Raw genomic sequence first — 26,184 nt, forward strand, 5'->3', positions numbered from 1 at the left:
GCGGTCAAACGCATTAAAGGGAGGGGGTGCTCAGTGCACGCCCTGCGCGTACGCCGTCGGCGGCACGCCCACTGTCGTGGTGAAGTCGCGGATCAGGTGGGCCTGGTCGGCGTAGCCGAGGTCGGCGGCCAGGGCGGCCCAGTCCACCTCCCGGTCCCGCTCCGCGCGTTCCAGGGCCTCGTGGATGCGGTAGCGGAGGATGACCCACTTCGGGCCGACGCCGACGTACGCGGCGAACAGGCGCTGCAGCAGTCGTACGGACATGCCCTCGGAGCGGGCGAAGTCGGTGACGCGGCGGATCGTGCGGTCCGTGCGGATGCGGTCGACGAGGGTCGTCGCGAGGTCGGCCTGGGGGTCTGGTCGCGGGGCGAGATCGAGCAGGAACGCGTCGAGGGCGGCGATGCGGGCGTCCTCGACGTCCGGGGTGAGGATCGTGGCGGGGTCCGTGTCCGGGAAGACCTCGGGGGTAAAGACCCGTCGGCCGGTCCACTCCGTCACCGGCCGCTCCGGCGCGAAGGGGCGGAAGCCGCCCGGTCTGAACTTGATGCCGCAGACCCGGCCGTGTCCCTCCAGTTTCTGCGTGAACAGGTCGAGCTGGATGCCCGCGACCTCGATGAAGGGCTCCCGGCCCTCGAACCGCTGGAAGACGACGTTGACCGCGGGGTGCGGGACGACATGGGAGACGTACGGCTCGGAGAGGTCCCAGTCGATCAGCCAGTACAGCTCGACATACCGACGCAGCGGCTCGGCGGGCTCGCGGCGGCGGAAGTCCACGCGCGCGAAGAGCTCCGCGGCGTCGACTATGCCTCGGGTGTCACGGCGTGGGGCGGCCATGTAGAGATCGTAGGACGAGGTACTGACAGTCGGCCGGAGACGGGAACCCGGTATGGAGTCCGGTGCTGAGTCCGGTACGCGACGTGGGATGGAATGCGGGCGGAATACGGGGCAGTGGCGGGTCGTTCCAGCGGTATAGTTGAACGGTCAACAACGTGGAGGGTGAGCGACCATGCAGTTCGGGATCTTCAGCGTCGGCGATGTCACGCCGGACCCGACCACGGGCCGGACGCCGACCGAGCGCGAGCGCATCAAGGCCATGGTCGCCATCGCGCTGAAGGCCGAGGAGGTCGGGCTCGACGTCTTCGCGACCGGCGAGCACCACAACCCGCCGTTCGTCCCCTCGTCGCCGACCACCATGCTCGGCTACGTCGCGGCGCGCACGCAGAGGCTGATCCTCTCCACCGCCACCACCCTCATCACCACCAACGACCCGGTGAAGATCGCCGAGGACTTCGCGATGCTCCAGCATCTGGCGGACGGCCGGGTGGACCTCATGATGGGGCGCGGGAACACCGGCCCCGTCTATCCCTGGTTCGGGCAGGACATCCGGCAGGGCATCGACCTCGCCATCGAGAACTACGCCCTCCTCCACCGGCTGTGGCGTGAGGACGTCGTGAACTGGGAGGGGAAGTTCCGTACGCCGCTCCAGGGGTTCACGTCCACGCCCCGCCCGCTCGACGGCGTGCCCCCGTTCGTCTGGCACGGCTCGATCCGCTCGCCGGAGATCGCCGAGCAGGCCGCGTACTACGGCGACGGCTTCTTCCACAACAACATCTTCTGGCCGGCCGACCACACCAAGCGGATGGTCGAGCTGTACCGGACCCGGTACGCCCACTACGGGCACGGCACACCCGAGCAGGCGATCGTGGGGTTGGGGGGTCACGTCTTCATGCGGAGGAACTCCCAGGACGCGGTGCGCGAGTTCCGGCCGTACTTCGACGTCGCGCCCGTCTACGGGCACGGGCCGTCGCTGGAGGAGTTCACCGACCAGACCCCGCTGACCGTGGGCTCGCCGCAGCAGGTCATCGAGAAGACCCTGGCCTTCCGCGAGTACGCCGGCGACTACCAGCGTCAGCTGTTCCTCGTGGACCACGCCGGGCTGCCGTTGAAGACCGTGCTGGAGCAGATCGACATGCTGGGCGAGGAGGTCGTGCCGGTGCTGCGGAAGGAGTTCGCGGTGGACCGCCCGGCCGACGTGCCCGATGCGCCGACCCACGCGTCCCTGCGCAAGGCTCAGGAGACCGCCGTATGAAGCGCGGACGATGCGGCGGCCCGCGGGGTGAGAGGACGGTAGGTTCCCGCCCCTCGGTTGCTCTCCCACCGGTGAGAGGCCAGTAAGAAGGCTGTCGGCTGAGCCGTTCATCACGTCGTACGACCGTGTCGGCTTGGCACACTGAAGGCGTGCCCCAAACTCTGCTGCTCGCCGAAGACGACCGCGCCATCCGTCACGCCCTGGAGCGCGCCCTGACGCTGGAGGGTTACCAGGTCACCGCGGTCGCCGACGGCGTCGAGGCGTTGGCGCAGGCCCACAAGACCCCGCCGGACGTGCTCGTCCTCGACGTGATGATGCCGGGGATCGACGGACTCCAGGTCTGCCGGGTGCTGCGCGCCGAGGGCGACCGTACGCCGATCCTGATGCTGACGGCGCTCGTGGAGACCCAGGACCGGATCGCCGGCCTGGACGCGGGTGCCGATGACTATGTCGTGAAGCCCTTCGACGTCGAGGAGGTCTTCGCCCGGCTGCGTGCCCTGTTGCGGCGCACGAGCCCGGTCGGTGCGCTGACCGGCGTACCCAAGCCGCTGCCGCAGGTGCCCGACGGCCGGATCGAGGCGGCCGGGCTGCGGATGGACGTGCAGGCCCGCCGTGCCTGGCGCGGGACGCGGGAGCTGGAGCTGACGCGCACCGAGTTCGAACTCCTGGAACTGCTCGTGCGCAATGCGGGGATCGTGCTCGACCACTCCACGATCTACGACCGGATCTGGGGCTACGACTTCGGGCCCGGCTCCAAGAACCTCGCCGTGTACGTCGGCTACCTGCGCCGCAAGCTCGACGATCCGGGCGCTCCGCAGTTGATCCACACGGTGCGCGGCGTGGGTTACGTGCTGCGGGAGGACTGAGTGGCCCGCCTCGGGCGGATGTCGGCGAAGCGAAAGCCATGGAGCCGGGGCCGGATCCGGATCCGACCCCGCCTCCGGCCCCGCCTCCGGCGGCCGCGGCTGCTGTCGCTGCGGACCACCTTCGCGGTGTCCTTCGCCGCCGTGACCGCCGCCGTCACCCTCCTGGTCGGCGTGCTGTCCTACAACGCCGCCGCCCGGCTGGTGCGGGTGGACCAGGAGTCCGTGTTCGACCAGGTCGTGCAGGATCTGCGGGACGAGGTGCGCACGCACCGGATGACGCCGGACGACTTCTCCTCCTCCGCGCCGGGCCACGACATCGTGCGGCCCGCCCGTACGGATGTGCAGGTGCTGGGGCCGGACGGCCGTGTCGTCGACCCCGGCAGACCGGGGCTGCCCGTCACCGACGCCGACCGGAGCATCGCCGCGGCCGGCCCGGCCGGGAGGCTCACCGAGCACAGAGAGGTCGACGTCGCCCACGACGTCTACCGTGTGGCGACCGTCGCGCTCGGTGAGGGGCGGGGCGCGGTGCAGGTCGCGCAGGAGTTCAGCGACACCGAGGACCTGCTGCGGGCCCTGCAACAGCGGACGCTGATCCTGATGGTCGCGGTGGTGGTCGCCGCGGGGCTGTTCGGCTGGTGGCTGGCCCGGCGCATCACCCGGCGACTGGTCGTCCTCACCTCCGCCGCCGAGGACGTCGCCCGCACCCGGCGGCTCGGCATCCAGGTGCCCGTCACCGGCTACGACGAGGTCGGCCGCCTCGGCCGCGCCTTCGACCGCATGCTGGGGCGCCTGGCCCAGTCCGAGGAGGACCAGCGCCGACTGGTCCAGGACGCGGGACACGAGCTGCGTACGCCGCTGACCTCTCTGCGTACGAACATCTCCTTGCTGCGGAGGATCGACGAGCTGCCCCCCGCCACCCGCGAAGAGCTGGTGGCGGACCTCGGCCAGGAGGCCCGCGAGCTGACCGACCTGGTCAACGAGCTCGTCGACCTCGCCGCCGGGCAGTCCGACACCGAGCCGCCGCAGCGGGTCGACCTCGCCGACCTCGCCGAGGAGGTCGCGGGGCTCGCCCGGCGCCGTACCGGGCGGGAGGTCCTCGTCCGCGCGAGCGGCGACACGACCACCGACGGCCGGCCCGGCATGCTGACCCGCGCGATCTCCAACCTCGTCGAGAACGCGGCGAAGTTCGACAGCGACGGTATGGCGCCCATCGAGATCCACATCGCCGGGCCCGCCCGGCCGGGGGCCGTCCGCGTCGAGGTCCTCGACCGGGGGCCCGGCATCGCCGACCGCGACCTGATCCGCGTCTTCGACCGCTTCTACCGAGCCGCCGACGCCCGCTCCCTGCCCGGCTCCGGCCTCGGCCTGTCCATCGTGCGGGAGGTGGCGCTCGCGCACGGGGGAGCGCCGTTCGCCCTGCGGCGGGAGGGGGGCGGGGCGGTGATCGGGTTCACGGTGGGTGGGGGCTGAGGGCGGCGCTGGGGTCGGGGCGGGGATGTGTCGGTCAGGGGGTCGTGCGTCCATGCGGGGGCGTACGGCCGAAGAGCGGCCGGCGGGGTGACCGGTTCCGGCTGGACGCCGGACGCCGGACGCCGGGCGGGGGACGGGGGACGGTGCGGTCCCGGACCCGCTCCCCGGGGCTTGTCATGAGTTCGGGGCGGTTTCGGCAGAAGGAGGGGCGCTGGTGGGGGGCTGGCAGGCCTCGCACAATTCATGACGGCCATCGGGCGTGACGACAGTGCCCCATCCATTGCATTTCTCGCAGTCCCGGGCCGGGGCGACGTCTGGGCGTGGGGCTGGGCTGCGAGAGTCAGGACGAGTGATGTCAGCCATGTGGTGGAACCTCCCACCATGGTTGGGGAACGCCGGGCGCACTCCCACACTGTCAGCGTTTATGTTCGATATCCGCATTATGTCCGTCACGTTTGGGCCAAGGATGGCCAAACGGCTTGCTAGCCTCCCCGCACCGCCATGGAGCCGTCCCGTGCGGTCACCGGGCAGCCCGGCGGTGGCGGGTGAGGACGGCGGCGCCGACCTGTTCCGCCGACAGGCACTCCAGCCCCACTTGTGGGCCGCCGACGCGAAAGAGCCGGTCGCCGGTGCCCAGGACGGTGGGGAAGGTCAACAGCCGGTACTCGTCGATCAGGTCCTCGGCCATCAGGCTGCTCTTCCCGCATCCGGTGCTGCGCTCGACCGCCTACGGCGGCGTCACCGTGACCATCATGGCGGCCACCGGCAGCCTCCTGCTGCTGCCCTCCGCGGTGGCCATCCTCGCGCCCCACCTGGACCGCTTCGACCGCTGGCGCCGCAGGGACGGCACCGCCCTGGCCGCCAAGGGGTCCGTCCGCCCGCTGGGGTGGTGGGGGCGGACAGCGGCCGCGACCATGCGGCGGCCGCTGTGGGTGGGCCTCCCAGCCGCCGCCGTACTGCTGCTTCTGGCCGCTCCCTTCGGCCAGGCCGCCTTCAGCCTGGCCGACGACCGGGTGCTGCCGGCCGGCACACCCGCCGCGCAGGCCACCGCGACTTTGCGCGCCGACTTCCAGGCCGCCACCGTCGCCACGGCGACCACCGTCGTCCTGCCGGGCTTCGACGCCCGGACCGGCGCACAGGAGCTGGACCGCTATGCGCGGTGGATCGCCGCGCTGCCAGGCGTGAGCCGGATCGACACCGCCACCGGCACCTACCGCTCCCACTCGGCCGCCGCCCTCCTCGCCCTCGACTCCCACCAGTTCACCTCCGCCCGGGGCGCCTACCTCCGGGTCGCCACCCGTGGCGACCCGCAAGACCCCGCCAACGCGGACCGGGCCGAGCGCATCAGGGCCTTGCCCGCGCCGGTGCCCGCACTGGTGGGCGGACCCGGCGCGGAAATCGCCGACGTACGCACCCTTCTGGGCGACCGCCTCCCGCTCGCCCTGGCACTGACCGCCACCGTCATGTTCGCGCTGATCTTCGCCCTCACCCGGTGCCCGGTGCTCGCGCGTCTTCCAGCAGGGACACCTGCGGTGGCTGGTGGGCGACTTCACCGTGACCGCGACCACCGACGTCTTCCTGCCCATCCTGGTGTTCTGCATCGCCTTCGGCCTGTCCATGGACTACGAGATCATCCTGCTGACCCGCATCCTCGAAGAGCACCACCGCACCGGCGACACCACGCAGGCGGTCACCTACGGCCTGGACCGCACCGCCACCCAGTTCACCTGGGCCTCCCTCATCGTCGCCGTCATCATGACCGCCCTCGCCACTTCCGGGCTGACCTTCCTCAAACTCGTCGGGGTCGGACTGGCCCTGGCCGCGCTCCTCGACGCAACCGTCGTACGCGGCCTGCTGGTTCCCGCCGTCATGGCCCTCGCCGGCCGCGCCAACTGGTGGACACCCCGCTGGACACCCCGCTGGGCGCGCCCTCTGACGCACCTACCGGACCCGCGATCACCGGGCCGCGGGGCGCGACCGGAGGTGATCGGGAAGGACCACGTGAGCGCCGCACCGGCCAGTGCCTCGACGGTGGCGAGACCGAGCCCGGTACCTAATCGTCGAGCTCGGTGAAGAGAGTCAACTGAAGAGCGCCCGGCGCCTCGAGCCGCGAGTTCAGTGAGTTCCAAGGGGTGCGCGTCGGCTCGGCGATCACCTGGGCTCCGGCGGCGGCCAGCTTCGACGTTGCGGCGACGGAGTCGTCGACCTGGAAGGCAACCCGAATGTGGCCGGCTACTCGCCGCCCGACCTCGACTTCGTCGATGAATTCAGCGTGGTTCGGATCAGTCAGCTCCAAGGTGGCCCGGCCGGCGTCAAGGATGGTGACCCGTCCGTCGGGAGAGGCGAACGCGCCGCGCTCGGTCAATCCGAGGACGTCGCGGTAGAAGTGCAGCGCCGCTTCGTAGTCGGCTGCCGTGACCACTAAGCGGAGTTCGCGGACGGCGGGTTCGTCGGTCATGCCGGCTCCTTGGAGATCTCGAGTAGTGACTCGTCAACGCAGTGATCGGCCGGACGATTCCCCAGCCGGACGGGTTACAGACGTGGCACGGGCAAACCCCGCAGGACCCCAGGCGCCCTGGTCTGATGCCGGTCAGGCGCCGACCTGATCAGCGCCGACGAGCCTGAGGCGAGCGCGCCTGTGGTCCGACCCCGAGGACGTCCAGCATCGCTCGGGTGGCTGGGCTGGGGTTGAACCGGTTCCACGCCAGATACTCGATACGACGCGGCCCGTCGACCACCGGGACCAGCGCCAGTTCGGGGTCGTCGGCGGCCAGCGGTCGGATGAACGCGGACGGCAGCAGCGCGATGCCCAGCCCGCGCGCGATCAGCCGGGTGATCAGCTCGACGAAGCCGACCTCGTACGCGACATCGCGGACCAGGCCCGCGGCTGCGAACGCCTGATCGGACTGGGCGCGGGCGGGTGTTCCGTCCACGAAGTCCACGAACGTCTCCACGGCGATCTCCCGCAACGTGACCTGGTGGGAAACGCCCGCCAGACGGTGCCCGGCCGGCACCACCAGCACGTGCTCGTCGTGATCGAGGACAACGGTGTCCACACCGGAAGGCCGTTCACCCTCCGGCAGGCCGAGGAAGGCGATGTCCAGGTCGCCCTCCCGGACAGCCGCCTCCAGTTCGTCGCTGCGTCCGGAACGGAGGAAGACGCGTACGTCCGGGTGCCGGGCGCGGTACCGCTGCAGCAACTCGGGTACGTCAACGGCAGCCGTGGTCACGATCACACCGACGGCGAGCCGGCCGCGTACCACGCCCGTCGCGGCGGCGGCATCGGCGACCGCCCGGTCGGCAGCGGCCAGGCACTCGCGCGCGCCTGCGACAAACGCCGCTCCGGCGCTGGTCAGCTCGACGCGGCGGCTGGAGCGGGCGAACAGCTGGACTCCGAGCTCGCGTTCCAGGCCGGCGATCCGGTGACTGAGTGAGGACTGCACGACGCGGCAGCGTTCCGCAGCCCGGGTGAAGTTGCGGGTTTCGGCGACGGCGACGACGTAGCGCATCTGCTGGAGATCCACGCAGCCATCGTTCTGGTTCATAGCTGCCATGACAAGTATGTGTTGGATTCATGGCCAGTTGGGCTGAGACTTCACCACATGCAGACCTTGTCCCGCTCAATGAAGACAGACATGACGATCGCCGTGCTCGGCGCCACCGGGATGGTCGGCAGCCGGGTGATCACCGAGGCAAGTACACGCGGACACCAGGTGCTCGCCCTGTCCCGGAAGCCTGCGAGTGAGGACCCGAACGTCACGCCCATCGGGGTCGATGCGAACGACTCATCAGCTGTGTGCGAGGCGCTCGCAGGCTCCGCCTCGCACGGCGCCGCGGACGCCGTCGTGCTGGCCGTGCGGACCATGCCGGTCGACCAGGAGTTCTTGGTCGGCGCCACCCGAACAGTGCTGGATATCGCCGCACAGCTTGGGATTCGCGTCCTCGTGGTCGGCGGCGCCGGCGCGTTGCGCAGCCCCGACGAGCAGGATCTGCTGGTCGCCGACAACCCCGTGTATGTGCCCGCCGAATTGAAGCCCGTAGCCGCCGCCGGGATCGCTCAGTTGCGGACCTGCCAGGCCCATGCCGGTGCCGACTGGGTCTACCTGAGCCCGCCGGGCCTGCTGGAGCCCGGTGAACGAACCGGCCGCTATCGGCGTGGCACAGACACCTTGCTCACCAGCGCCGACGGCCAATCGTGGATCAGCGCCGAGGACTTGGCCGTCGCTGTGGTCGACGAACTCGAGACCCCTGGCTTCGAGTACCACATCACGGTCGTCCACGGCGCCGGTGAGCCTGAGGGGACTGGCAGGTGGGTGTGAAACGTCCCCAGCCCCGGCCTCGTTTCGGGACGGGACCGGTCCCCACAGAGTTCCGGTAGAAGTGGCGGCTGTGACGGCCAATCGCGAGCAAGCGTCCAGCGAATCGTGCGGGATCTGTGCACGGCCCATACCGCGCGATCAGATGGAGCAGAAGCGCGAGACTGTGAGCGAGATTTGGGAGGAGCCGTCGCTTCCCGACGACCCGCTCGAGGAGCACACCCGCAATCTGTTGAGCGCAACGGAGGCCTGGCAGTGCGACCGGTGTGGACGCTGGATCTGCAACGATTGCATCCTGCCCCTCGTGATCAGATCCCGGGCTCGCCGAATGCGGCATCGAGGTTGCGGGGGTGTGTTCAAAGCGCCGGACGCGCCGCCTTGGATCGGCGTCGTAGGCCAGCGGCCCGTACCCTCCGGATCGTGGAAGGCGAGGTTCGGCATCCGAACGGCCTTGAGCTCGGCTGTATTTGCCGACTCGAGCAATGAACCGATCCGAAAACCGGACCCAGACGGAGACCTACGCCTCAAGGAATTCGCGCTGATAGCCAAGGCGATCCATCGGTCCATCGGGATTGCGTTGCCTGAAGATCAGCTCATCATAGGGCTGGCCATGTGCGATCAGCTGGAGGGGCGACGCAGGAACAGGGCCAAGCGCACCATCGAGACTCTCAGCGCCCCCTGCACGGATCGGGAGCTCTCTCTCGCCGCCGCATTGCCGGCTTTCCTCTACACCCGTGGCCTGTACATCCGCGACACCTACGTCCACGTCTTGGCCCCCAATCTCTTTCGCGCTCGGGAGGATGCCCAGCTCTATCACAAGATCGACAGAGAACTTGGCGGGCCTGGAGTAGGGCTGGTCCATGCTGATCAGCCACGGCCCGTGAGGGAGGCCGCATTCAGGTGCGGCATCACGGTCGGGGATTACAAGGAATTCGAGAGGCGGGATGTGGTCAGGCGGGACGCGGCCATCATCCGCGTCGATCACTACGAAAGCGGCCATCTCCGGGCGGCACACCTACCCGGAGGCCGGTGAACCCCGCCCCAGGGGCCGGTGCCCAAGCCGCTCGGCTCCGGCACCCCGTGGTGAAGGCGGTGCGGTGCGGCGGGCGCTGGCTGCCTGGGCCGTGGATCGGGTGCGTGGCAGTGAAATTGAAAAGGGCGGAGTCGAAAAACCCCGCCCAAACTCAGCGAACCCCCAACTCACGGCCAAACAAGGCAATAAGGCTGATGCCCCGCCTCATGCAACCGATGCGAGAAGTCCTGCCACTCATGCAGCAGTTGGTACACATTGAACGCATCCCGGGGCCCACCCCGGTCCGGCACCGTGGACCAGATGAACGCCGCCGCGCCCACCGCCTCCTCGCCGATGCCGCGCAGAGGGTCGACGACCGTCATGGGGAGCTTGACCACCGCGTAGTCGGGGTGCAGGACGACCAGTTCGAGCGGCGGCACCTTGTACAGCGGGACGCCCTCTATGCCGGTGAGGACCATCGCCGCCATCGTCTCCGGCTTGATCTTGGTGAACATGCCGTTCATGCCGAGCTCGTCGCCGCCGAGTTCCTCGGGGCGCATCGAGATCGGGACGCGGGCCGCGGTCGCGCCGTCCGGCGCGCCGAAGTACTTGTACGTCACCCCCACCCGACCACCATTCCTGCTCCCCGCCCGCAGCCGGTCGACCCGTCGGTCGAGCCGGTCGGACTCACCAGTTCCACCAGTTCCACCGGGTTCTCCCTGGCCGCCCTGGCCGCTCTGGCCGCCCGGTCCACCCGGTATTACGTGTCCCTGACGTGCTTCGTTCGATTCCTCCGCGTCGCGCCGGTGCCTTCCCCGCCGGGCACGTCGAGGACCCAGGTCGTCAGTCCCCTCGCCCAGTCCGCCACCGCGATGCATATCTCCACCCGACTGCTTTTCTAGGACGCGTGGCCCCCGCCACGCAACCCGATCATCGTGTCAGTGACCTCCCCCACGGCCGCCCGCCGAAACGTGCGTTGAAACACCTGTCCGCAGGATCTTCGCAGCCCCTGAACAAGCCGCACTACAGCTTCGCCCCTGTGAGCTGTGTGTATCAGGTCTCAGTCTCGCAGATGTCTCACAGATTGCGGGCGGGGAGACTGGCTGCCGGGTCAGTAGCGGCCGACCAGGCACCTCGCTGCCGTACGTCCCCCCTGGCCTACCCTGAGGAGGTCACTGGCAAGCGGAGTTCCGAGAAAGTCGGAGAAGGTCGGAGAAGTCGCAGGTCATGAGCGAAATGCCCTATTCATACGATGCGCCTGTCTCACAGGCTCTTTTCGACCGTGCGGCCGCCGTCACGCCCGGCGGCGTGAACTCCCCGGTGCGTGCCTTCCGTGCCGTGGGCGGGACGCCGCGGTTCATGGTGTCCGGCAGGGGGCCGTATCTGACCGATGCGGATGGGCGCGAGTACGTCGACCTCGTCTGTTCCTGGGGGCCCATGATCCTCGGGCACTCCCACCCCGAGGTCATCGCCGCCGTTCAGGACGCCGTCTCCCGCGGGACCTCCTTCGGTACGCCCGGTGAGGGCGAGGTCGCGCTCGCCGAGGAGATCGTGGCCAGGGTCGAGCCCGTCGATCAGGTGCGGCTCGTGTCCAGTGGGACCGAGGCCACCATGTCGGCCATCCGGCTCGCCCGCGGGTTCACCCGGCGCACCAAGGTGATCAAGTTCGCCGGGTGTTATCACGGGCATGTGGATTCGCTGCTCGCCGCCGCCGGGTCGGGCGTCGCGACCTTCGCTCTTCCCGACACCCCCGGCGTCACCGGTGCCCAGGCCGCCGACACCATCGTGCTGCCGTACAACGACCTCGAAGCCGTGCACGAGGCCTTCCACCGGCATCCCGGCGAGATCGCCTGCGTGATCACCGAGGCCTCGCCGGGCAACATGGGCGTCGTACCGCCGCTGCCCGGTTTCAACCAGGGGCTGAAGGACGCCTGCGCGACCAATGGCGCTCTCTACATCTCCGACGAGGTCATGACCGGCTTCCGGACCAGCCGCGCCGGGTGGTACGGCGTCGACGGCGTCCGGCCCGATCTGATGACCTTCGGGAAGGTGATGGGGGGCGGCTTCCCCGCCGCCGCCTTCGGGGGGCGCGCCGATGTGATGGAGCACCTCGCGCCCGCCGGCCCGGTCTACCAGGCCGGCACCCTCTCCGGTAACCCGGTCGCCACCGCCGCCGGTCTCGCCCAGCTGCGGCTCCTCGACGACGCGGCCTACGCCAAGGTCAACGCCGTGTCCGCGCAGATCCAGGCGCTGGTCTCCGAGGCCCTCACCAAGGAAGGCGTCGCGCACACCCTGCAGAACGCCTCCAACATGTTCTCCGTCTTCTTCACGGACCGTCCGGTCCGCGACTACGAGGACGCCAAGGCGCAGGAGTCGTACCGCTTCACCGCCTTCTTCCAGTCGCTGCTGGCGAACGGCGTCTACCTGCCGCCGTCGTCCTTCGAGTCCTGGTTCGTCTCCACGGCCCACGACGAGCGGGCCGTCCAGCGGATCGCCGACGCCCTTCCGGCGGCGGCCCGAGCGGCTGCGGAGGCCACGCGAGCATGAGCAACGACAACGCAGCCACCAGCGCGGCCGGCGGTGACATCACCGTGGTCCACCTCATGCGCCACGGCGAGGTCGCCAACCCGGACGGCATCCTCTACGGCCGTCTCGCCGGCTACCACCTCTCCGAGCTCGGCCGGCAGATGGCCGACCGGGTCGCCGAGCACCTCGCCTCCCGCGACATCACCTACGTCTGCTCCTCCCCGCTGGAGCGGGCGCAGGAGACGGCGACACCCATCGCCAAGGCGCACGCCCTGGACATCGCCACCGACGAGCGGCTCATCGAGGCCGGGAACGTCTTCCAGGGCAAGACGTTCGGTGTCGGGGACGGGGCGCTGCGGCGGCCCGAGAACTGGAAGCACCTCGTCAATCCCTTCAAGCCGTCCTGGGGCGAGCCGTACGTCGACCAGGTCATCCGCATGATGGGCGCGCTGGATGCGGCCAAGGACCGGGCGCGGGGGCACGAGGCCGTGCTCGTCTCCCATCAGCTGCCGATCTGGATCGTGCGGTCGTACGTCGAGAAGCGGCGGCTGTGGCACGACCCGCGCAAGCGGCAGTGCACGCTCGCTTCCCTGACGACCTTCACGTACCAGGGCGACAAGATCGTCTCCGTCGGCTACACCGAGCCGGCCCGCGACCTCGTCCCCGCCCATCTCCTCGCCGGCGCCAAGCCTGTGAAGGGGAAGGACAAGGCCTTCGGCGCCTGACAGTCCTTCGGTGCCTGGCAGTCCTTCGGTGCGCACGCGCCGCGGGCGCAATGCCTACGGTTCCTGTGGCGCGTTTGTGACGTTTGTTGCGGAATGCGTGTGATCGACAGGAACCTCCCCGTTCGTCACGTCCTCTGACTGGGTGACCACCACAGGACGTACGGACGGGGATGCAATGCGCACTCTCACTCGCAGGGGAGCACTCGGACTCGGCGCGGGCGCCGCGGCCGCCGTAGGACTCGCGGGGTGTGGCACCCTCACGTCGTCGGACGGGCCGACCCCCGCCGGAGGTTCCGGGAAGGGCGGGAACAAGCCCTCGGGCAGCCCGAAGCCCAGCGCCCGCCCACTCGGCGACGGCTCCACCTCCTTCACCGGCAAGCAGCCCCACCAGCCCGCGAAACCCGAGCCGTTGGAGCCGGGGCAGACCCCGCCGCAGTTCGTCGTCTTCTCCTGGGACGGGGCGGGCGAGGTCGGAAATGGCCTGTTTCCGCGGTTCCTGGACCTCGCCAAGGAGCACGGCGCGTCCATGACCTTCTTCCTGTCCGGGCTGTATCTGCTGCCCGAGTCGAAGAAGCGGCTCTACGACCCGCCGAACAACCCGCGCGGCGCCTCCGACATCGGCTACCTCACCGACGCGCACATCAAGGAGACGCTCAACGGCGTCCGCCGCGCCTGGCTGGAGGGCCACGAGATCGGCACCCACTTCAACGGGCACTTCTGCGGCGAGGCGCACGGCTCGGTCGCGCACTGGACGCCGCGGCAGTGGCGCAGCGAGATCGATCAGGCCAAGTCCTTCGTCAAGGAGTGGCGGACCAACACCGGGTGGACGGACCTGCCCGCCCTGCCCTTCGACTACGACAAGGAACTCGTCGGCGGCCGCACGCCCTGCCTGCTCGGCCAGAACAACCTGCTGCCCACCGCCCGCGAACTCGGCTGGCGCTACGACGCCTCCTCGCCCGGCGGGCGTCAGGTGTGGCCTCGGAAGCAGCAGGAGATATGGGACCTGCCGTTGCAGCAGATACCTTTCCCCGGCCGTTCGTTCGAGGTCCTGTCGATGGACTACAACATGCTGGCCAATCAGTCGCTCAACACCACCAAGGCCCCCGCCTACAACTACCCGGGCTGGCGGCAGCAGTCCGCCCAGGCGTACATACAGGGATTCAAGCGGGCATACGAGACAAACCGCGCCCCTCTCTTCGTCGGCAACCACTTCGAGCAGTGGAACGGCGGCATCTACATGGACGCCGTCGAGGAGGCGTTCAAGCACATCGCGCGGGAGAAGGACAAGGGCGAGGACGTACGGCTGGTCTCCTTCCGGCAGTTCGTGGACTGGCTGGACGTGCAGAAGCCCGAGGTGCTCGCCAAGCTCCGTACGCTGGATGTGGGGCAGCGGCCCGTCGGTGGCTGGAATGAGTTCCTCAAGGACACCCGCGCCACCGCCTCGCAGAGCCCCGGGCAGCCCGCCTGAAATGCGGGTTTCCGCCCACAAGGGGGGTGCGCAAGATCCCCGGAACGGGCATGCGAAACTTTTCACATGAGTGCCGCAAGCCGCGCCCCCCTGCGCTCGACCAACCGGATCCACTCGCGCAACCGGATCCCTTCGCGCCGCGCCGCCCTGATGACCGCCGGCGCCGCCGTCGCGGCGCTGCTCGTGTCCGCGTGCTCCTCCGGGGGCACCTCCGGCGGGGGCGGCGACACCAACTTCGTCATGGGCGAGGACGGCGTCGCGACCGTCAAGGAGGGGGAGCGGGCCGCGGCCCCCGACCTGTCCGGCAAGACCATCGACGGCAAGCAGCTCGACGTCTCCTCCTACAAGGGCAAGATCGTCGTCCTGAACGTGTGGGGCTCCTGGTGTGCCCCGTGCCGCGCGGAGGCGCCGGGCTTCCAGAAGGTCTACCAGGACCTCAAGGGCAAGGGCGTGCAGTTCGTCGGCATCAACACCCGTGACACCAGCACGGCCAACGCCCTCGCCTTCGACAAGGAATACGGCGTCACCTACCCCAGCCTGTACGACCCGACCGGCAAGCTGATGCTCCGCTTCAAGAGGGGCACGCTCAACCCGCAGGCGATCCCCTCCACGCTCGTCCTCGACCGGGACGGGAAGATCGCGGCCCGCTCGCTGGCCGCGCTCAGCGAGGAGAAACTGCGCGGCATGATCGACCCGGTCCTCGCGGAGAAGTGACGTGAGCGCGGTCACCACGCTCGCGGCGGAGGGATACAACGGCACGGTGCTCAACGGCGCCCTGCTCGTGGCCCTTCCCCTCGCGCTCCTCGGCGGTCTCGTCTCCTTCTTCTCCCCGTGCGTCCTGCCGCTCGTCCCCGGCTATCTCTCCTACGTCACCGGCGTGACCGGCACCGACCTGGCCGAGGCCCGACGCGGCCGGATGGTCGCGGGCGCCTCCCTGTTCGTGCTCGGCTTCACCGTCGTGTTCGTCTCCGGCGGAGCCCTGTTCGGCTACTTCGGCGAGACGCTCCAGGCGCAGAGGGGCGTTCTGTCCAAGGTGCTGGGCGTGCTCATGATCCTCATGGGCGTCTTCTTCATGGGGATGATGCCCTGGATGACCCAGCGGGAGTTCCGCATCCACAAGCGGCCCGTGGCCGGACTGGTCGGCGCACCCCTGCTCGGCGCGCTGTTCGGCATCGGCTGGACGCCCTGCATCGGCCCGACCCTCGCCTCCGTACTGGCGCTGTCCTCCCAGCAGTCGAGCGCGGGCCGCGGGGCCGTACTGACCATCGCCTACTGTGTCGGGCTCGGCGTGCCCTTCGTGCTCGCCGCGATCGCCTTCCGCAAGGCGCTCGGTGCCTTCGGCTGGGTCAAGCGCCACCATGTCTGGGTGATGCGGATCGGCGGCACCATGATGATCGTGACCGGTCTGCTGCTGCTGACCGGCGCGTGGGACAGCATCGTTTCCGAGATGCAGGTTTGGTCCAACGGCTTCACTGTGGGGATCTGATCCATGAGCAACACCACCACCGACGCCACCCCTGACCGGGCCGAGGACCGGGACCTGGGCGCCGCCGGCTCCCAGCTGTCCACCGCGCCCGTGGAGGGCTCGCCCAACCTGCCCTCCCTCAGCGTGATCGGCTGGCTGCGCTGGTTCTGGCGGCAGCTGACCTCCATGCGGGTCGCCCTGCTGCTGCTCCTGCTGCTGGCGCTCGGCGCGATCCCCGGCTCGCTGATCCCGCAGTCCGGCGTCGACGCGACGAAGGTCGCCGACTTCCGCGAGAAGAACCCCACCCTCGGGGACATCTACGACAAGCTCGGCCTCTTCCACGTCTACAGCTCGGTGTGGTTCTCCGCGATCTACATCCTGCTGTTCATCTCCCTCATCGGCTGCATCGTGCCCCGCACCTGGCAGTTCGTGGGCCAGCTGCGCAGCCGCCCGCCGCGCGCGCCCAAGCGGCTGACCCGGCTGCCCGCCTACACCACGTGGCGCACCGAGACCGAGCCGGAGCAGGTGCGTGAGGCCGCGCTCGCCCTGCTGAAGAAGCGCCGCTTCCGCGCCCACCTCACCGGCGACGCCGTCGCCGCCGAGAAGGGCTACCTGCGCGAGATCGGCAACCTCGCCTTCCACATCGCCCTCATCGTGATGCTGGTCGCCTTCGCCTGGGGCCAGCTGTTCAAGTCCGAGGGCAACAAACTCGTCGTCGAGGGCGACGGCTTCTCCAACACCCTCATCTCCTACGACGACTTCAAGTCCGGCAACCTCTTCAGCACCGACGACCTGGTGCCGTTCAGCTTCAACCTGAACAAATTCACCGGCACCTACGAGGCGTCCGGCCCGAGCAAGGGCACTCCGCGCATCTACCAGGCCGCCGTCACCTACAGCGAGGGCGCCTACGGCAAGGAGAAGAAGGACCTCATCAAGCCCAACTACCCGCTGGAAGTCGGCGACTCGAAGGTCTACCTCACCGCCCACGGCTACGCCCCCCTCATGACCGTCCGGGACGGCAAGGGCAAGGTCGTCTACAGCGACGCCGTCCCGCTGCTGCCGCTCGATTCCAACGTCACCTCCTCCGGTGTGATCAAGGTCCTCGACGGCTACAAGAACGCCAAGGGCGTCAGCGAACAGCTCGGCTTCCAGGCCTTCTTCCTGCCGACGTACACCAAGGGCAACGAGGCGGCCTCCACCTTCCCGGCGCTGCGGAACCCGGTGCTGAACCTGACGCCGTACCACGGCGACCTCGGCGTCAACTCAGGCATTCCGCAGAGTGTGTACCAGCTCGACAAGACGCACATGAAGCAGTTCAAGGACTCCAAGGGCGAGCAGCTGAGGTCGAACCTCAAGCCCGGCGAGACCATGAAGCTCCCGAACGGTGCCGGCTCGATCACCTACGAGGCCACCAAGGAGTGGGCGAACTTCCAGGTCACGCAGCAGCCCGGCAGCGGCTGGGCGCTGGGCGGCGCGCTCACCGCGATCTTCGGTCTGGCCGCCTCCCTGTTCATCCAGCGCCGACGCGTGTGGGTGCGTGCGGCGAAGGGCGCCGACGGTGTGACGGTCGTGGAGATGGCCGGGCTCGGCCGCAGCGAGTCCGCCAAGGTGCCCGAGGAACTCGGCGATCTCGCCGGGATCCTGTACGACCGAGCCCCGGGCGCGCCGGATCCCGACGACAGCCCCGCAGAAACCGCAGAACCTTCAGTTTCCCCCGACCCCGTTGCCACCGCCGAAGGGGCTGAGACGCAGTGACTCTCGCCGCCGCAACCGATCTTGCCGCCGCCGCCAACGAAAACCTCGCCAACATCAGCAACACGCTGATCTACTCCTCGATGGCCGTCTACACCCTGGCCTTCTTCGCGTACATCGCCGAATGGCTCCTCGGCAGCCGCAGCAAGGTCGGCCGCACGGCCGCCGCGCTCACCTCCAAGACGGCGGCCAAGGCGCCGGCCGTCACCGTGAAGAACGCGGGCGGCACCGCCGTACTGGAGCGGCCGCAGGTCGTCGTCCGGGCCGCGGCCGGCGCACGCGACGTGCCCGACGGGCCGGGCGCGCACGGCGGGGACGAGCAGGGCGACCTCTACGGGCGTATCGCCATCTCGCTCACCGTGCTCGCCTTCCTGGTGGAGCTGGGCGGGGTCGTCGCCCGCGCGGCCTCTGTGGAGCGGGCGCCGTGGGGCAACATGTACGAGTTCAACATCACCTTCTCCACGGTGGCCGTCGGCGTGTACCTCACGCTGCTGGCGTTGAAGAAGCAGGTGCGCTGGCTCGGGCTGTTCCTGATCACCACGGTCCTCCTCGACCTCGGCCTCGCTGTCACTGTCTTGTACACCGCCAGCGACCAGTTGGTTCCCGCCCTCCACTCGTACTGGCTGTACATCCACGTCTCCACCGCGATCTTCTGCGGCGCGGTGTTCTACGTCGGCGCGGTCTCCACGATCCTGTACCTGTTCAAGGACTCCTACGAGAACAAGCTCGCGACCGGCGGCACGCCCGGCAAGTTCGCGAACTCGGTCCTGGACCGGCTGCCCGCCGCGGCCTCCCTCGACAAGTTCTCCTACCGCGTCAACGCGGCCGTCTTCCCGCTGTGGACGTTCACGATCATCGCGGGCGCCATCTGGGCGGGCGACGCCTGGGGCCGCTACTGGGGCTGGGACCCCAAGGAGACCTGGTCCTTCATCACCTGGGTCGCCTACGCCTGCTACCTGCACGCCCGCGCCACGGCCGGCTGGAAGGGCCGCAAGGCCGCCTACCTGGCGCTGATCGCGTTCGGCTGCTGGCTGTTCAACTACTACGGCGTCAACATCTTCGTGAGCGGTAAGCACTCGTACGCGGGCGTCTGAAGCCCGTACGACGAGGGCCGGTTCCTGTGACTCAGGTCACAGGAACCGGCCCTCGTCGTACGGACAGGTACAGAGACGTGGATACGAATCTGAGGAAACGCATCCGCGCGGGGGACCACGCCGCCTTCGGCGAACTGTTCGACGCCTACGCGCGCTCCGTCTACAACCACGCCTACCGGCTCACGGGGGAGTGGACGGTCGCCGAGGACGTCGTCTCGCTGACCTTCCTGGACGCCTGGCGGCTGCGCGCGAAGCTCGACGAGGAGGGCGGCTCCCTGCGCCCCTGGCTGCTCGGCATCGCCACCAACGTCACGCTCCCCCACTCTCGGCTTCGCTCGAGCGGGGGGACCCCCATCACCCGCCTGCGCCGCCCGAAGACACGCCGCCGCCGTCGCCCGCCTGCCCCGCGACGAGACGGTGCGCGACTTCGCCGACGAGATCGCCGGGCGCCTGGACGACGCCGCGCAACTGGCCGTCGTTCGCACCGCGCTGCAGAGACTGCGGCGGACCGAGCGTGAGGTGCTGGCGTTGTGCGTGTGGTCCGGGCTGGACTACCGGGCTGCGGCCGAGGCGCTCGGGGTGCCGGTGGGGACCGTACGGTCGCGGCTGGCACGGGCGCGGACAAAACTCGCGAAACATCTGGAACTCCCCCAAACACGCGGACAGATGAGAGGTGACCGCACCACCGCGGTCAGGCCCCTGAGGGAGGGAAACCGATGAACCAGCTCCCGCAGCTTCCCGAGCTTCCCGAGAGAGACCTTCCGCCGGGCCGTCACCGACTCCTCAAGGAGCATCTGATGACCGAGATCCGGCAGGAATCGTCCATAGTCCCCGTACGCAGGCGCTTTCTGCGCACCGCCCTGATCGCGGGCGCCGTCGCGGCCGTCACCGCCGTCGCCGTCACCCTCACCGTCCCGTCCGAGCCGGCGGAGCGGGCCGCCACCAAGGAGGCCGTCAAGCTGCTGGAGGACATCGCGCTCGCGGCCGAGCACACCCAGGTGCCGGCCGACATCCGTGACGATCAGTTCGTGTACATCAAGAGCAAGGGCGGCTGGACCTCGCAGACGAACGACGGGCCCGCAAAGCTGGATCCGATCTACCAGCGCGAGGTGTGGCTGTCCATTGACGGCCGCGAGGGCATGATGCACGCGCCCTACCAGAGGTCCTACAACGAGCCTCTGGAGGCGCAAACCCCCGGCATCCCGTCCAACACCAACTACCGCCACCTCCAGACCCTGCCGACCGACCCCGACAAGATGTTCAAGTGGCTGAACAGCGTCAGCGAGGGCAGCAACAGCAAGGACGAGGCCAACTTCGTGCTCGTCGGTGACCTCGCCCGCGAGTCCCTGATGCCGCCCGCGCAGGCAGCGGCCCTCTACCGGGCGGCCGCCAAGATCTCCGGCGTCTTCGTGATCGACGACGCGGTGGACGCGGCCGGCCGGCACGGAGTGGCGGTGGCCCGGATCGACGACGGGGAGCGGACCGAGCTGATCTTCGACAAGACGACCAAGGAATTCCTCGGCGAGCGCGAGGTCGCGGTCGAGGACCGGGCGAACGGCTTCAAAAAGGGCGAGGTGACCGGCCGTTTCGCGATCCTGGAGCGCACGGTGGTCGACAAGAAGGGCGAGCGGCCTTGAGCCTCCCACGAGCCGTCCGTAACCACATGCGCAAGCCCGCTCCCGGGGTCACGCTGGTGTCATGACCGGTTCCATCGAACAGGGCACCATTCACACCCGCGGGAACACGCACATCCTCCACTTCCTGGTCCGGCTCCCGAGGCCCATGGAGGCGGTCTGGCCGGCGCTCGCCACCCCCGAGGGGCTCGCGACCTGGTTCACCCCCGCCGATCTCCTGGAACCCCGCCTCGGCGGCGCGGTCACCCTGCGTGACCTGGGGTCCGGGCACGTGACCGCGTGGGACGTGGACCGGGTCGCCGAGTACACGGTGGAGGGCGGCGGCCGGATCCGCTTCCATCTGGAGCGGGACGGGGAGGACGGGTCCGCCCTGCGCTTCACGCACGAGTTCCAGGGGGACGGGGAGTCGGAGTCCCGCTGGCGGGGACGGTTCGAGCGGTTGATCGATCAACTGGAGCGGCACGCCTAAGACGGCGGCAGGCACTTAAGACGGCGGCAGGCACTCCTTCGACGGCGGCTTCCCCTCCGGCCAGGCGATCCGCACGAAGCGGGCCGCGCCCTCGGGGGTCAGTTCCACGATCGGTACGGCCTTGTCGTACGGGTTGCCGTGGTTGTCCAGGCAGATCCAGCCGCTCGCCCCGTTCACCCGCTGCTGCGTGCCCTTCATCAGGCGCCACTCGTTGCTGACGTCCTCGAGCGCCGGGGCGGTCCGTCCGGCCGGCTTGGCCTCGCGGATGCCCTGGTAGGTGAGCCGCATGGCGTCGTACGCGATGATCAGCTGGCCGTCCTCCAGGTCGACCTCGCCGATCGGCCCCACCTTGTCGCCCCGCGCCTCGGCAACCAGGTCCAGGAGCGCCTTCGCGTCCCGGGCGGAACCGCCGGTCGGGGCCGGGCCCTTCACCCAGGCATCCGGGTGGGCGAGAGCCGTGTAGCGCACGGAGAGGTTGCGCTTGAGGGCGTCCCGGTCGAGCTTCCTGTCCCCGGTGAGGTACGAGGCCTCGTCGCCGGTGAGCAGGGTGAACTTGCGGTCCTGGCAGCCCCGCTGACCCAACGCGTTGATGAACTGGCGCAGTTGGGTGTGCCGCCCGGCGAAGAGGATGGTGTCCGTGCTGTCGCCGGTGTCGCAGACGAGGTGGGTGATCTGCCGGAAGTCGTTGGCGGTGTTGCCCTCCTGGCTGCGGTCGTCGGGCGGGTTGAACGACCACGGCGCGTACGAGGACCCCTTCAGCAGTTTCTCGAACGAGTTCTGCAGCGTCCGCGCGTACGGGTCGTCGCCCCTCTGGTCGTGCACCAGCACCGCCTTGTCGGCCGAGACCTTGGCGAAGGAGGCGAGCGCGCGGGCCTCGTCGGAGTTGGTGGGGGAGACCCGGGCGAGCCCGGGGAAGGGGTCCTTGCCGTTCTGCCCGTTGGCGAGGTCGTCGGCGGTGATGGAGGTGCCGACCACCGGGATGCCGCGGCGCGTGAGCTCGGCGACGGCCTTCTTGTTGTTCGCGGTGCTCAGACCGACCCCGGTGACCGCCCGCAGCCGGTCCTCGCCCTCGGTCATCCGCTCCAGCCGGTCGACCGTGTGCTCCCAGTGCGCGCCGGTCGCCCCCGGGTTGGCGAGCACGAGCCGGATCGCCGGCAGCGCGCCGTTGGAGGAGTGGTTGGCCTGGTACTGGGCCAGATACGCGCCCTGCAACTCGTGCAGCGCGTCGCCCAGGTTGTCGGGGTCGGTCGCGGTGAAGGGCTCCAGCAGGGCGACGGTGACATAACTGCCGTCCTTGAGGGACCTGTTCTCACGGTCGATCGCCCGGATGGTGTCCCGGAGCTGGGGCCGGTCGAAGTAGTAGTCGGTCGTCGACACGCCCACGCACTCGTCGCTGCCCTCGGGCATGACGACACCGGGCGCGCACGAACGGTCGTCGCGGAGCAGCACCCGGCCGCCGGTGACCAGACCGGCCACCACCGCGGCGGCGACCAGCAGGGCGAGGTACCGGCGCAGGGGGATCTCCCAGACGCCCTCACGCAACCACACTCCGAAACCGCGTGCCATCACGCCTCCCCGTCCCCGTCGTGCCCGTCGTCCCCGCTGTCGCCGTCCCCGTCGTCCGGAACCCGAAGGGGCCTGCCCGCGCGCGCGTCCTCCGGCCAGTCCCGCGAGGCCCGCCACAGCAGCGCGTTGCCGGCCGGCCGCAGGTTGGACAGCTGCTCCAGTTCGAACCGCAGCCGGTCGCACACCTTCGCGTCGGGCAGCGCGAGCGGGTCGGTCAGCTGCCACACGGCGTGCAGCAGCCGTCGTATCCGCAGATGCAGTACCGCGTCCACACCCGTCGGCACGACCTGTCCGGCGTCCGTACGGCCGAGCGCGATCGCCGCCCGCCGGTCCTCGCGTCCCGCGAAGTCGTGGCCCTCGGCGTCGTGCGCGTGGAAGTAGGGCGCCGAGGCGATGAAGCGCAGGGACCGCAGCCAGGTGCGGATGTCCAGGGCGGGGAAGGCGTCGCGCAGATACGCCACCGCCGGCTCCGTACCGCCGAGCGCGAGTTCGTGATGCAGCCGGTAGCGGGCGCGGGCGGGATCGTCGTCGTGGCCCGAGGGCTCGTAGTACCGGATGAGCGTCTCGTGCGCCTCCCGCCAGTGCCTGTGGTCGGCGTCCCGGTGATGGAGCCGCAGCAACAGCAGGGTCCGTACGAAGGAATCCCCGACGAACCGGCCCGGCACCTCGGGCAGCCCCTCCCGCACGAGCCGGGTCTGCAGGGCCCGTACGTCCGCAGGGCCGAAGTCGTCCGGGAGCAGCGCGTCGGCGAGCGCGCACGCCGAGTCGTGGTCGTGGGCGGCGGCCAGCACCGTCAGCTCGTCCAGGTGGTCGGCGGGCACCAGCCGGTCGAGGAGTTCGAGGTAGGTGGGCCGTCCTTCGCGGTCCTCGTGCCGCGTCACGTCGGCGGTGAGCAGCTCGCCCAGCGAGGCGGCGCCCGGCAGGTTCTGCGCGGCGGAGTCGGCGAGCAGGACGATGCCGAGCGGATTGCCGCCGGTCAACCGGTGGGTGGCGTACGGGAGTTGGGGCGGGACCGGGACCTCGGCGCAGACCGCGCCCACGAGGTGCAGGGTGTCGTCGGGACCGAGCGGCGGCAGCGCCACCAGCAGCGCCCGGGACGACGGGGCGGCCGGGTCGGGTGTCCAGTCGCTGCGCCGCACCACCTCGGGCAGGGACCGCCGTACGGCGTTGCGCAGGGCGGGGTGGTCGTGGCCGCGCAGCCCGCCGACGAACACGACCTGGTCGGCGATCCCGTCGGCGCGGTCGCGCAGCACGGCGTCGGTCAGCCGCGGGCCGGGCGCTGACTGCGCGTTGTCGATGAGCACGACGGGCCGCCCCAGCCGCCGCATGCGCGGCAGCACGCCCGCGTAGGCGTCGGCCAGGTCGGCGAGCAGCGCCCGTACGAGATACCGCTCGGCGTGCTCGCGGGAGGTGCCGCCGGCCCGGAAGTGCCCGGAGAGCAGGATCAGACCGCGCCGGGCGTTGCCGCTCGCGTTCGGGTAGTCGCGCCACCAGGTGGCGGCCCGCTGGTGGCGCCGGCTGACGAAACTGTCGGAGAAGGACTCCAAGGTCGCCTCGATCGCCGACGCCACGAGCGGCCCGGTGCCGCTCACCGCCGCGACGACGTTGGCGGTGACCCGGCCGACCATCCGCCCCGCGAACCCGCCGATCCACGACCCGCCCTCGTTCAGCAGCAGGATCCGCTCCACCTCGCGCCGGATCCGCTCGGAGTCGGCATCACCCCAGCCGCCCGCCGCCACCGCGACAAGGCCCGACATCAGCCGGGGAAAGGTGATCCGCCCCGCGCCGGTCACCGCCTCGGCGAGCTGCTCGGCGACCACCAGCAGCGCCTGCGACACCGGCGACCAGGCCTCGGCGGGCCGCCCGCCGGACGGTGCCGCGAACTGGGCGTCCTCGCAGTCGATCAACGCGACCGGGGTGTGCCCCTTGTAGGCGTCCCGCAACTCGCCGAGCACCGCGCTCTTGCCCAGCCCGCGCCCGCCGGTGAGCAGGACGAAGGGGAGCTCCTTCGGATGCTCCACGGCGATGGCCCGGTGCTGATGGGGACGCAGGCCCACGAGGCGTGGGGCGAGACCGGCCGGATCCGTGTCGAACAGTGCCCCGCGCCCGTGCAGCCGTCTGCCCACCCGCATCTCTCCCCCCAGAGCTCAATACCAGGGTAAGTAGGGGTAGTTGGTACGGGCCAGACCGTGTGGTGTCCGTTGCGTTACGAAAATCTCGGGCCGTTGCCCGACCTGTCAGCCGACTGTGATGGAGTTCAGCTTCTCCCGCAGGTACGCGTGCGAGTCCACCGGCTCGTACGCCACCCTCCCCACCGGCGCCGGAACCGACTCCACGCGCGTGCCCGGCGTGCACTCGCCGAAGTAGACGAGCGACATCAGCTCCTCGGCGGGCGCGTCGGCCGGCGGAGGCAGGACGCGGTGGCGCCCCGACCGCCACCGGTCACCCGTCCAACGGGCCATCAGATCCCCGATGTTGATGGTGAACGCGTCCGGGTCGTACGGCGCGTCCTCCCAGCCGCCCTCGTCCGTGTAGACCTGCAAGCCGCCCTTGCCGGCCTGCCGGTCGAGGATCGTCACCGTCCCGAAGTCGGTGTGCGGGCCGATCCGGAACTGCCCCGGCTGCGGCTCCCCGACGACCTCGGTCCCCGGATACCAGTTGATGTTGAAGCCGTAGGTCGGATGGTCCATGTGCCGGGAGAAGAAGTCGGCTTCGAGACCGAGGGCGTCACCGAGCAGGGAAAGGAGCTGCTTCTCCAGCTCGGCCATCCGTCCCAGGTACTCCTCGCACAGTGCCTGCAGTTCCGGCACCTCCGTGGGCCAGACATTGGGCGCGTACCACTCCGCGTTGACCACCGGGTCGTCGAAGGGCTCGTGCGTCGCGAAGGTCAGCGACTCCTTCAGGTCCGGCGGCGTCTCGGTCCCCTCCGAGTACCCGTTGGCCTCCGCGCCGGGCCCGAGCCATCCACGACCTCCGACCTTCGCGGCGTACGGCTGCTTGACCTCGACGGGGAACGTGAAGAAGGTACGCGCGGCCTCCCGGATGCGGGCGCGCAGGGATGGGTCCACGCCGTGCCCGGTGACCAGGAGGAATCCGGCGGTCCGGAGGGCGTCGTCGACGGTGCGGGCGATGCCGGCGCGGGTGTCCGGGTCACCGTCCAGCCAGGGCCTCAGGTCGATCGTGGGAATGCGGGGGTTACTCACCGATGTCCTCGTTCCACAGTGCCGGATTCTTCTCGATGAAGTCGCGCATCATCTCGACGCACGCCGGATCGTCCAGCAGCACGACCTCCACCCCGTGCTCCGCCAGCCAGTCGTGGCCGCCGTGGAAGGTGGCCGCCTCGCCGATCACGACCCGCGAGATGCCGAACTGGCGGACCAGACCGGAGCAGTACCAGCACGGCGAGAGGGTGGTCACCATCGTCGTACCGCGATACGACCGCTGCCGTCCCGCCGCCCGGAAGGCGGCCGTCTCCGCGTGCATGGAGGGGTCGTCGTCCTGGACGCGCCGGTTGTGGCCACGGCCGAGGAGGGTGCCGTCGGGGCCGTAGAGCGCGGCGCCGATCGGGATGCCGCCCTCGGCGAGCCCGGCGCGGGCCTCCTCGACGGCGGTGGCGAGCCAGGTCCGGGCCGGCGCCTGATCCATGGGGTCGATGGGGTCCATGCCTCCACTCTCCTGTGGCCGAAACACGAGGGCAACGTGCGGAAAGTACTCTCCGGGCAGCCCGCAGCC

General features: G+C 69.9%; 25 protein-coding genes and 1 pseudogene. 16 read left to right on the forward strand and 10 right to left on the reverse strand.

The features are described from left to right. Positions 1–30: 30 nt before the first annotated feature. A complete protein-coding gene (locus tag Q4V64_RS30235; RefSeq protein ID WP_124440128.1) occupies positions 31–834 on the reverse strand; it encodes a helix-turn-helix domain-containing protein in 804 nt (267 codons plus the stop codon). A gap of 172 nt (positions 835–1,006) precedes the next feature. On the opposite strand from Q4V64_RS30235, the gene Q4V64_RS30240 reads away from it, so the two are divergent. From Q4V64_RS30240 to Q4V64_RS30250, 3 genes are all read left to right on the forward strand, one after another. Further along, the gene (locus Q4V64_RS30240) at positions 1,007–2,089 is read left to right on the forward strand and encodes an LLM class flavin-dependent oxidoreductase (RefSeq protein ID WP_124440127.1); all 1,083 of its coding nucleotides are present in this window, start codon (positions 1,007–1,009) and stop codon (positions 2,087–2,089) included. Between the two features lie 161 nt (positions 2,090–2,250). Beyond that, positions 2,251–2,955, forward strand: coding sequence for a response regulator transcription factor (locus Q4V64_RS30245; RefSeq protein WP_124440147.1), 705 nt, complete (start codon positions 2,251–2,253; stop codon positions 2,953–2,955). Positions 2,956–2,973: 18 nt separating this feature from the next. Further along, entirely contained in the window at positions 2,974–4,425 is a 1,452-nt protein-coding gene (locus tag Q4V64_RS30250) for a HAMP domain-containing sensor histidine kinase (protein WP_124440126.1), read from the forward strand. A gap of 520 nt (positions 4,426–4,945) precedes the next feature. Here the strand turns inward: Q4V64_RS30250 and Q4V64_RS30255 are convergent. Beyond that, positions 4,946–5,113, reverse strand: a complete 168-nt coding sequence (locus tag Q4V64_RS30255; protein ID WP_124440124.1) for a dihydrofolate reductase family protein — start codon at positions 5,111–5,113, stop codon at positions 4,946–4,948. Positions 5,114–5,152: 39 nt separating this feature from the next. After that, positions 5,153–5,515, reverse strand: a complete 363-nt coding sequence (locus Q4V64_RS30260; RefSeq protein WP_253266947.1) for a hypothetical protein — start codon at positions 5,513–5,515, stop codon at positions 5,153–5,155. A 449-nt stretch (positions 5,516–5,964) separates the two neighbouring features. Here Q4V64_RS30260 and Q4V64_RS30265 point away from each other — a divergent pair, with 449 nt between their 5' ends. Next, the gene (locus Q4V64_RS30265; protein WP_172629196.1) at positions 5,965–6,498 is read left to right on the forward strand and encodes an MMPL family transporter; all 534 of its coding nucleotides are present in this window, start codon (positions 5,965–5,967) and stop codon (positions 6,496–6,498) included. Here the strand turns inward: Q4V64_RS30265 and Q4V64_RS30270 are convergent. Both Q4V64_RS30270 and Q4V64_RS30275 read right to left on the reverse strand, forming a co-directional pair. Continuing rightward, positions 6,479–6,883, reverse strand: a complete 405-nt coding sequence (locus Q4V64_RS30270; protein ID WP_124440122.1) for a VOC family protein — start codon at positions 6,881–6,883, stop codon at positions 6,479–6,481. The genes Q4V64_RS30265 and Q4V64_RS30270 overlap by 20 nt on opposite strands. Before the next feature lie 148 nt (positions 6,884–7,031). Beyond that, a complete protein-coding gene (locus tag Q4V64_RS30275; RefSeq protein WP_124440146.1) occupies positions 7,032–7,949 on the reverse strand; it encodes a LysR family transcriptional regulator in 918 nt (305 codons plus the stop codon). Positions 7,950–8,060: 111 nt separating this feature from the next. Here Q4V64_RS30275 and Q4V64_RS30280 point away from each other — a divergent pair, with 111 nt between their 5' ends. Both Q4V64_RS30280 and Q4V64_RS30285 read left to right on the forward strand, forming a co-directional pair. Beyond that, positions 8,061–8,744, forward strand: coding sequence for an NAD(P)H-binding protein (locus Q4V64_RS30280; RefSeq protein WP_124440121.1), 684 nt, complete (start codon positions 8,061–8,063; stop codon positions 8,742–8,744). A gap of 142 nt (positions 8,745–8,886) precedes the next feature. Continuing rightward, on the forward strand, positions 8,887–9,774 hold the full coding sequence (locus Q4V64_RS30285) for a hypothetical protein (protein ID WP_124440120.1): 888 nt from the start codon (positions 8,887–8,889) through the stop codon (positions 9,772–9,774). A gap of 167 nt (positions 9,775–9,941) precedes the next feature. Here the strand turns inward: Q4V64_RS30285 and Q4V64_RS55320 are convergent, their stop codons facing one another. Continuing rightward, positions 9,942–10,631, reverse strand: a complete 690-nt coding sequence (locus tag Q4V64_RS55320; protein WP_172629195.1) for a hypothetical protein — start codon at positions 10,629–10,631, stop codon at positions 9,942–9,944. Between the two features lie 349 nt (positions 10,632–10,980). On the opposite strand from Q4V64_RS55320, the gene hemL reads away from it, so the two are divergent. From hemL to Q4V64_RS30345, 10 genes and pseudogenes are all read left to right on the forward strand, one after another. Further along, on the forward strand, positions 10,981–12,300 hold the full coding sequence (gene hemL / locus Q4V64_RS30295) for a glutamate-1-semialdehyde 2,1-aminomutase (protein ID WP_124440119.1): 1,320 nt from the start codon (positions 10,981–10,983) through the stop codon (positions 12,298–12,300). Then, positions 12,297–13,004 (forward strand): histidine phosphatase family protein, encoded by a 708-nt coding sequence (locus tag Q4V64_RS30300; protein ID WP_124440118.1) that lies wholly within the window; start codon positions 12,297–12,299, stop codon positions 13,002–13,004. The genes hemL and Q4V64_RS30300 overlap by 4 nt, the downstream gene beginning before the upstream one ends. Before the next feature lie 175 nt (positions 13,005–13,179). Next, on the forward strand, positions 13,180–14,472 hold the full coding sequence (locus tag Q4V64_RS30305; protein ID WP_124440117.1) for a hypothetical protein: 1,293 nt from the start codon (positions 13,180–13,182) through the stop codon (positions 14,470–14,472). Positions 14,473–14,538: 66 nt separating this feature from the next. After that, positions 14,539–15,186 carry a TlpA disulfide reductase family protein gene (locus Q4V64_RS30310; RefSeq protein WP_124440116.1) on the forward strand — a complete coding sequence of 216 codons (648 nt, stop codon included), beginning with the start codon at positions 14,539–14,541 and terminating at the stop codon, positions 15,184–15,186. Position 15,187: 1 nt separating this feature from the next. Next, positions 15,188–15,958: a cytochrome c biogenesis protein CcdA gene (locus tag Q4V64_RS30315; protein WP_124440115.1), complete on the forward strand. Its 771-nt coding sequence runs from the start codon at positions 15,188–15,190 to the stop codon at positions 15,956–15,958. Positions 15,959–15,961: 3 nt separating this feature from the next. Beyond that, complete coding sequence (locus Q4V64_RS30320; protein WP_124440114.1) at positions 15,962–17,692, forward strand: cytochrome c biogenesis protein ResB; 1,731 nt, start codon at positions 15,962–15,964, stop codon at positions 17,690–17,692. Next, on the forward strand, positions 17,689–18,783 hold the full coding sequence (ccsB, locus tag Q4V64_RS30325) for a c-type cytochrome biogenesis protein CcsB (RefSeq protein WP_124440113.1): 1,095 nt from the start codon (positions 17,689–17,691) through the stop codon (positions 18,781–18,783). The genes Q4V64_RS30320 and ccsB overlap by 4 nt, the downstream gene beginning before the upstream one ends. A gap of 89 nt (positions 18,784–18,872) precedes the next feature. Beyond that, positions 18,873–19,503 (forward strand): annotated as a pseudogene (locus Q4V64_RS55325) (sigma-70 family RNA polymerase sigma factor). Beyond that, positions 19,500–20,420 carry a CU044_5270 family protein gene (locus Q4V64_RS30340; RefSeq protein ID WP_124440112.1) on the forward strand — a complete coding sequence of 307 codons (921 nt, stop codon included), beginning with the start codon at positions 19,500–19,502 and terminating at the stop codon, positions 20,418–20,420. The pseudogene Q4V64_RS55325 and the gene Q4V64_RS30340 overlap by 4 nt, the downstream one beginning before the upstream one ends. 61 nt (positions 20,421–20,481) lie before the next feature. After that, positions 20,482–20,886, forward strand: coding sequence for an SRPBCC domain-containing protein (locus tag Q4V64_RS30345; protein ID WP_124440111.1), 405 nt, complete (start codon positions 20,482–20,484; stop codon positions 20,884–20,886). A 15-nt stretch (positions 20,887–20,901) separates the two neighbouring features. Here Q4V64_RS30345 and Q4V64_RS30350 read toward each other — a convergent pair whose 3' ends face one another. The 4 genes from Q4V64_RS30350 to Q4V64_RS30365 all read right to left on the reverse strand — a co-directional run bounded on the left by Q4V64_RS30350 (position 20,902) and on the right by Q4V64_RS30365 (position 26,115). Then, positions 20,902–22,452 carry a hypothetical protein gene (locus Q4V64_RS30350; RefSeq protein WP_172629194.1) on the reverse strand — a complete coding sequence of 517 codons (1,551 nt, stop codon included), beginning with the start codon at positions 22,450–22,452 and terminating at the stop codon, positions 20,902–20,904. Continuing rightward, on the reverse strand, positions 22,452–24,584 hold the full coding sequence (locus Q4V64_RS30355) for a hypothetical protein (RefSeq protein ID WP_124440109.1): 2,133 nt from the start codon (positions 24,582–24,584) through the stop codon (positions 22,452–22,454). The genes Q4V64_RS30350 and Q4V64_RS30355 overlap by 1 nt, the downstream gene beginning before the upstream one ends. A 105-nt stretch (positions 24,585–24,689) precedes the next feature. Then, positions 24,690–25,655, reverse strand: a complete 966-nt coding sequence (locus tag Q4V64_RS30360; protein ID WP_124440108.1) for a 2-oxoglutarate and iron-dependent oxygenase domain-containing protein — start codon at positions 25,653–25,655, stop codon at positions 24,690–24,692. Beyond that, complete coding sequence (locus tag Q4V64_RS30365; RefSeq protein WP_172629193.1) at positions 25,648–26,115, reverse strand: nucleoside deaminase; 468 nt, start codon at positions 26,113–26,115, stop codon at positions 25,648–25,650. The genes Q4V64_RS30360 and Q4V64_RS30365 overlap by 8 nt, the downstream gene beginning before the upstream one ends. Between the last annotated feature and the right edge of the window lie 69 nt (positions 26,116–26,184).

The sequence above is a fragment of the Streptomyces sp. NL15-2K genome (assembly GCF_030551255.1).
Lineage (GTDB): Bacteria > Actinomycetota > Actinomycetes > Streptomycetales > Streptomycetaceae > Streptomyces.

What these genes read in the sequence shown, in the direction of transcription:
- Q4V64_RS30235 (WP_124440128.1), bottom strand. Translation starts at nt 834, where the DNA reads ATGGCCGCCCCACGCCGTGACACCCGAGGCATAGTCGACGCCGCGGAG.
- Q4V64_RS30240 (WP_124440127.1), top strand. Translation starts at nt 1,007, where the DNA reads ATGCAGTTCGGGATCTTCAGCGTCGGCGATGTCACGCCGGACCCGACC.
- Q4V64_RS30250 (WP_124440126.1), top strand. Translation starts at nt 2,974, where the DNA reads ATGTCGGCGAAGCGAAAGCCATGGAGCCGGGGCCGGATCCGGATCCGA.
- Q4V64_RS30255 (WP_124440124.1), bottom strand. Translation starts at nt 5,113, where the DNA reads ATGGCCGAGGACCTGATCGACGAGTACCGGCTGTTGACCTTCCCCACC.
- Q4V64_RS30270 (WP_124440122.1), bottom strand. Translation starts at nt 6,883, where the DNA reads ATGACCGACGAACCCGCCGTCCGCGAACTCCGCTTAGTGGTCACGGCA.
- Q4V64_RS30280 (WP_124440121.1), top strand. Translation starts at nt 8,061, where the DNA reads ATGACGATCGCCGTGCTCGGCGCCACCGGGATGGTCGGCAGCCGGGTG.
- Q4V64_RS30285 (WP_124440120.1), top strand. Translation starts at nt 8,887, where the DNA reads ATGGAGCAGAAGCGCGAGACTGTGAGCGAGATTTGGGAGGAGCCGTCG.
- Q4V64_RS55320 (WP_172629195.1), bottom strand. Translation starts at nt 10,631, where the DNA reads ATGCATCGCGGTGGCGGACTGGGCGAGGGGACTGACGACCTGGGTCCT.
- hemL (WP_124440119.1), top strand. Translation starts at nt 10,981, where the DNA reads ATGAGCGAAATGCCCTATTCATACGATGCGCCTGTCTCACAGGCTCTT.
- Q4V64_RS30300 (WP_124440118.1), top strand. Translation starts at nt 12,297, where the DNA reads ATGAGCAACGACAACGCAGCCACCAGCGCGGCCGGCGGTGACATCACC.
- Q4V64_RS30305 (WP_124440117.1), top strand. Translation starts at nt 13,180, where the DNA reads ATGCGCACTCTCACTCGCAGGGGAGCACTCGGACTCGGCGCGGGCGCC.
- Q4V64_RS30310 (WP_124440116.1), top strand. Translation starts at nt 14,539, where the DNA reads ATGAGTGCCGCAAGCCGCGCCCCCCTGCGCTCGACCAACCGGATCCAC.
- Q4V64_RS30320 (WP_124440114.1), top strand. Translation starts at nt 15,962, where the DNA reads ATGAGCAACACCACCACCGACGCCACCCCTGACCGGGCCGAGGACCGG.
- Q4V64_RS30340 (WP_124440112.1), top strand. Translation starts at nt 19,500, where the DNA reads ATGAACCAGCTCCCGCAGCTTCCCGAGCTTCCCGAGAGAGACCTTCCG.
- Q4V64_RS30345 (WP_124440111.1), top strand. Translation starts at nt 20,482, where the DNA reads ATGACCGGTTCCATCGAACAGGGCACCATTCACACCCGCGGGAACACG.
- Q4V64_RS30350 (WP_172629194.1), bottom strand. Translation starts at nt 22,452, where the DNA reads ATGGCACGCGGTTTCGGAGTGTGGTTGCGTGAGGGCGTCTGGGAGATC.
- Q4V64_RS30355 (WP_124440109.1), bottom strand. Translation starts at nt 24,584, where the DNA reads ATGCGGGTGGGCAGACGGCTGCACGGGCGCGGGGCACTGTTCGACACG.
- Q4V64_RS30365 (WP_172629193.1), bottom strand. Translation starts at nt 26,115, where the DNA reads ATGGACCCCATCGACCCCATGGATCAGGCGCCGGCCCGGACCTGGCTC.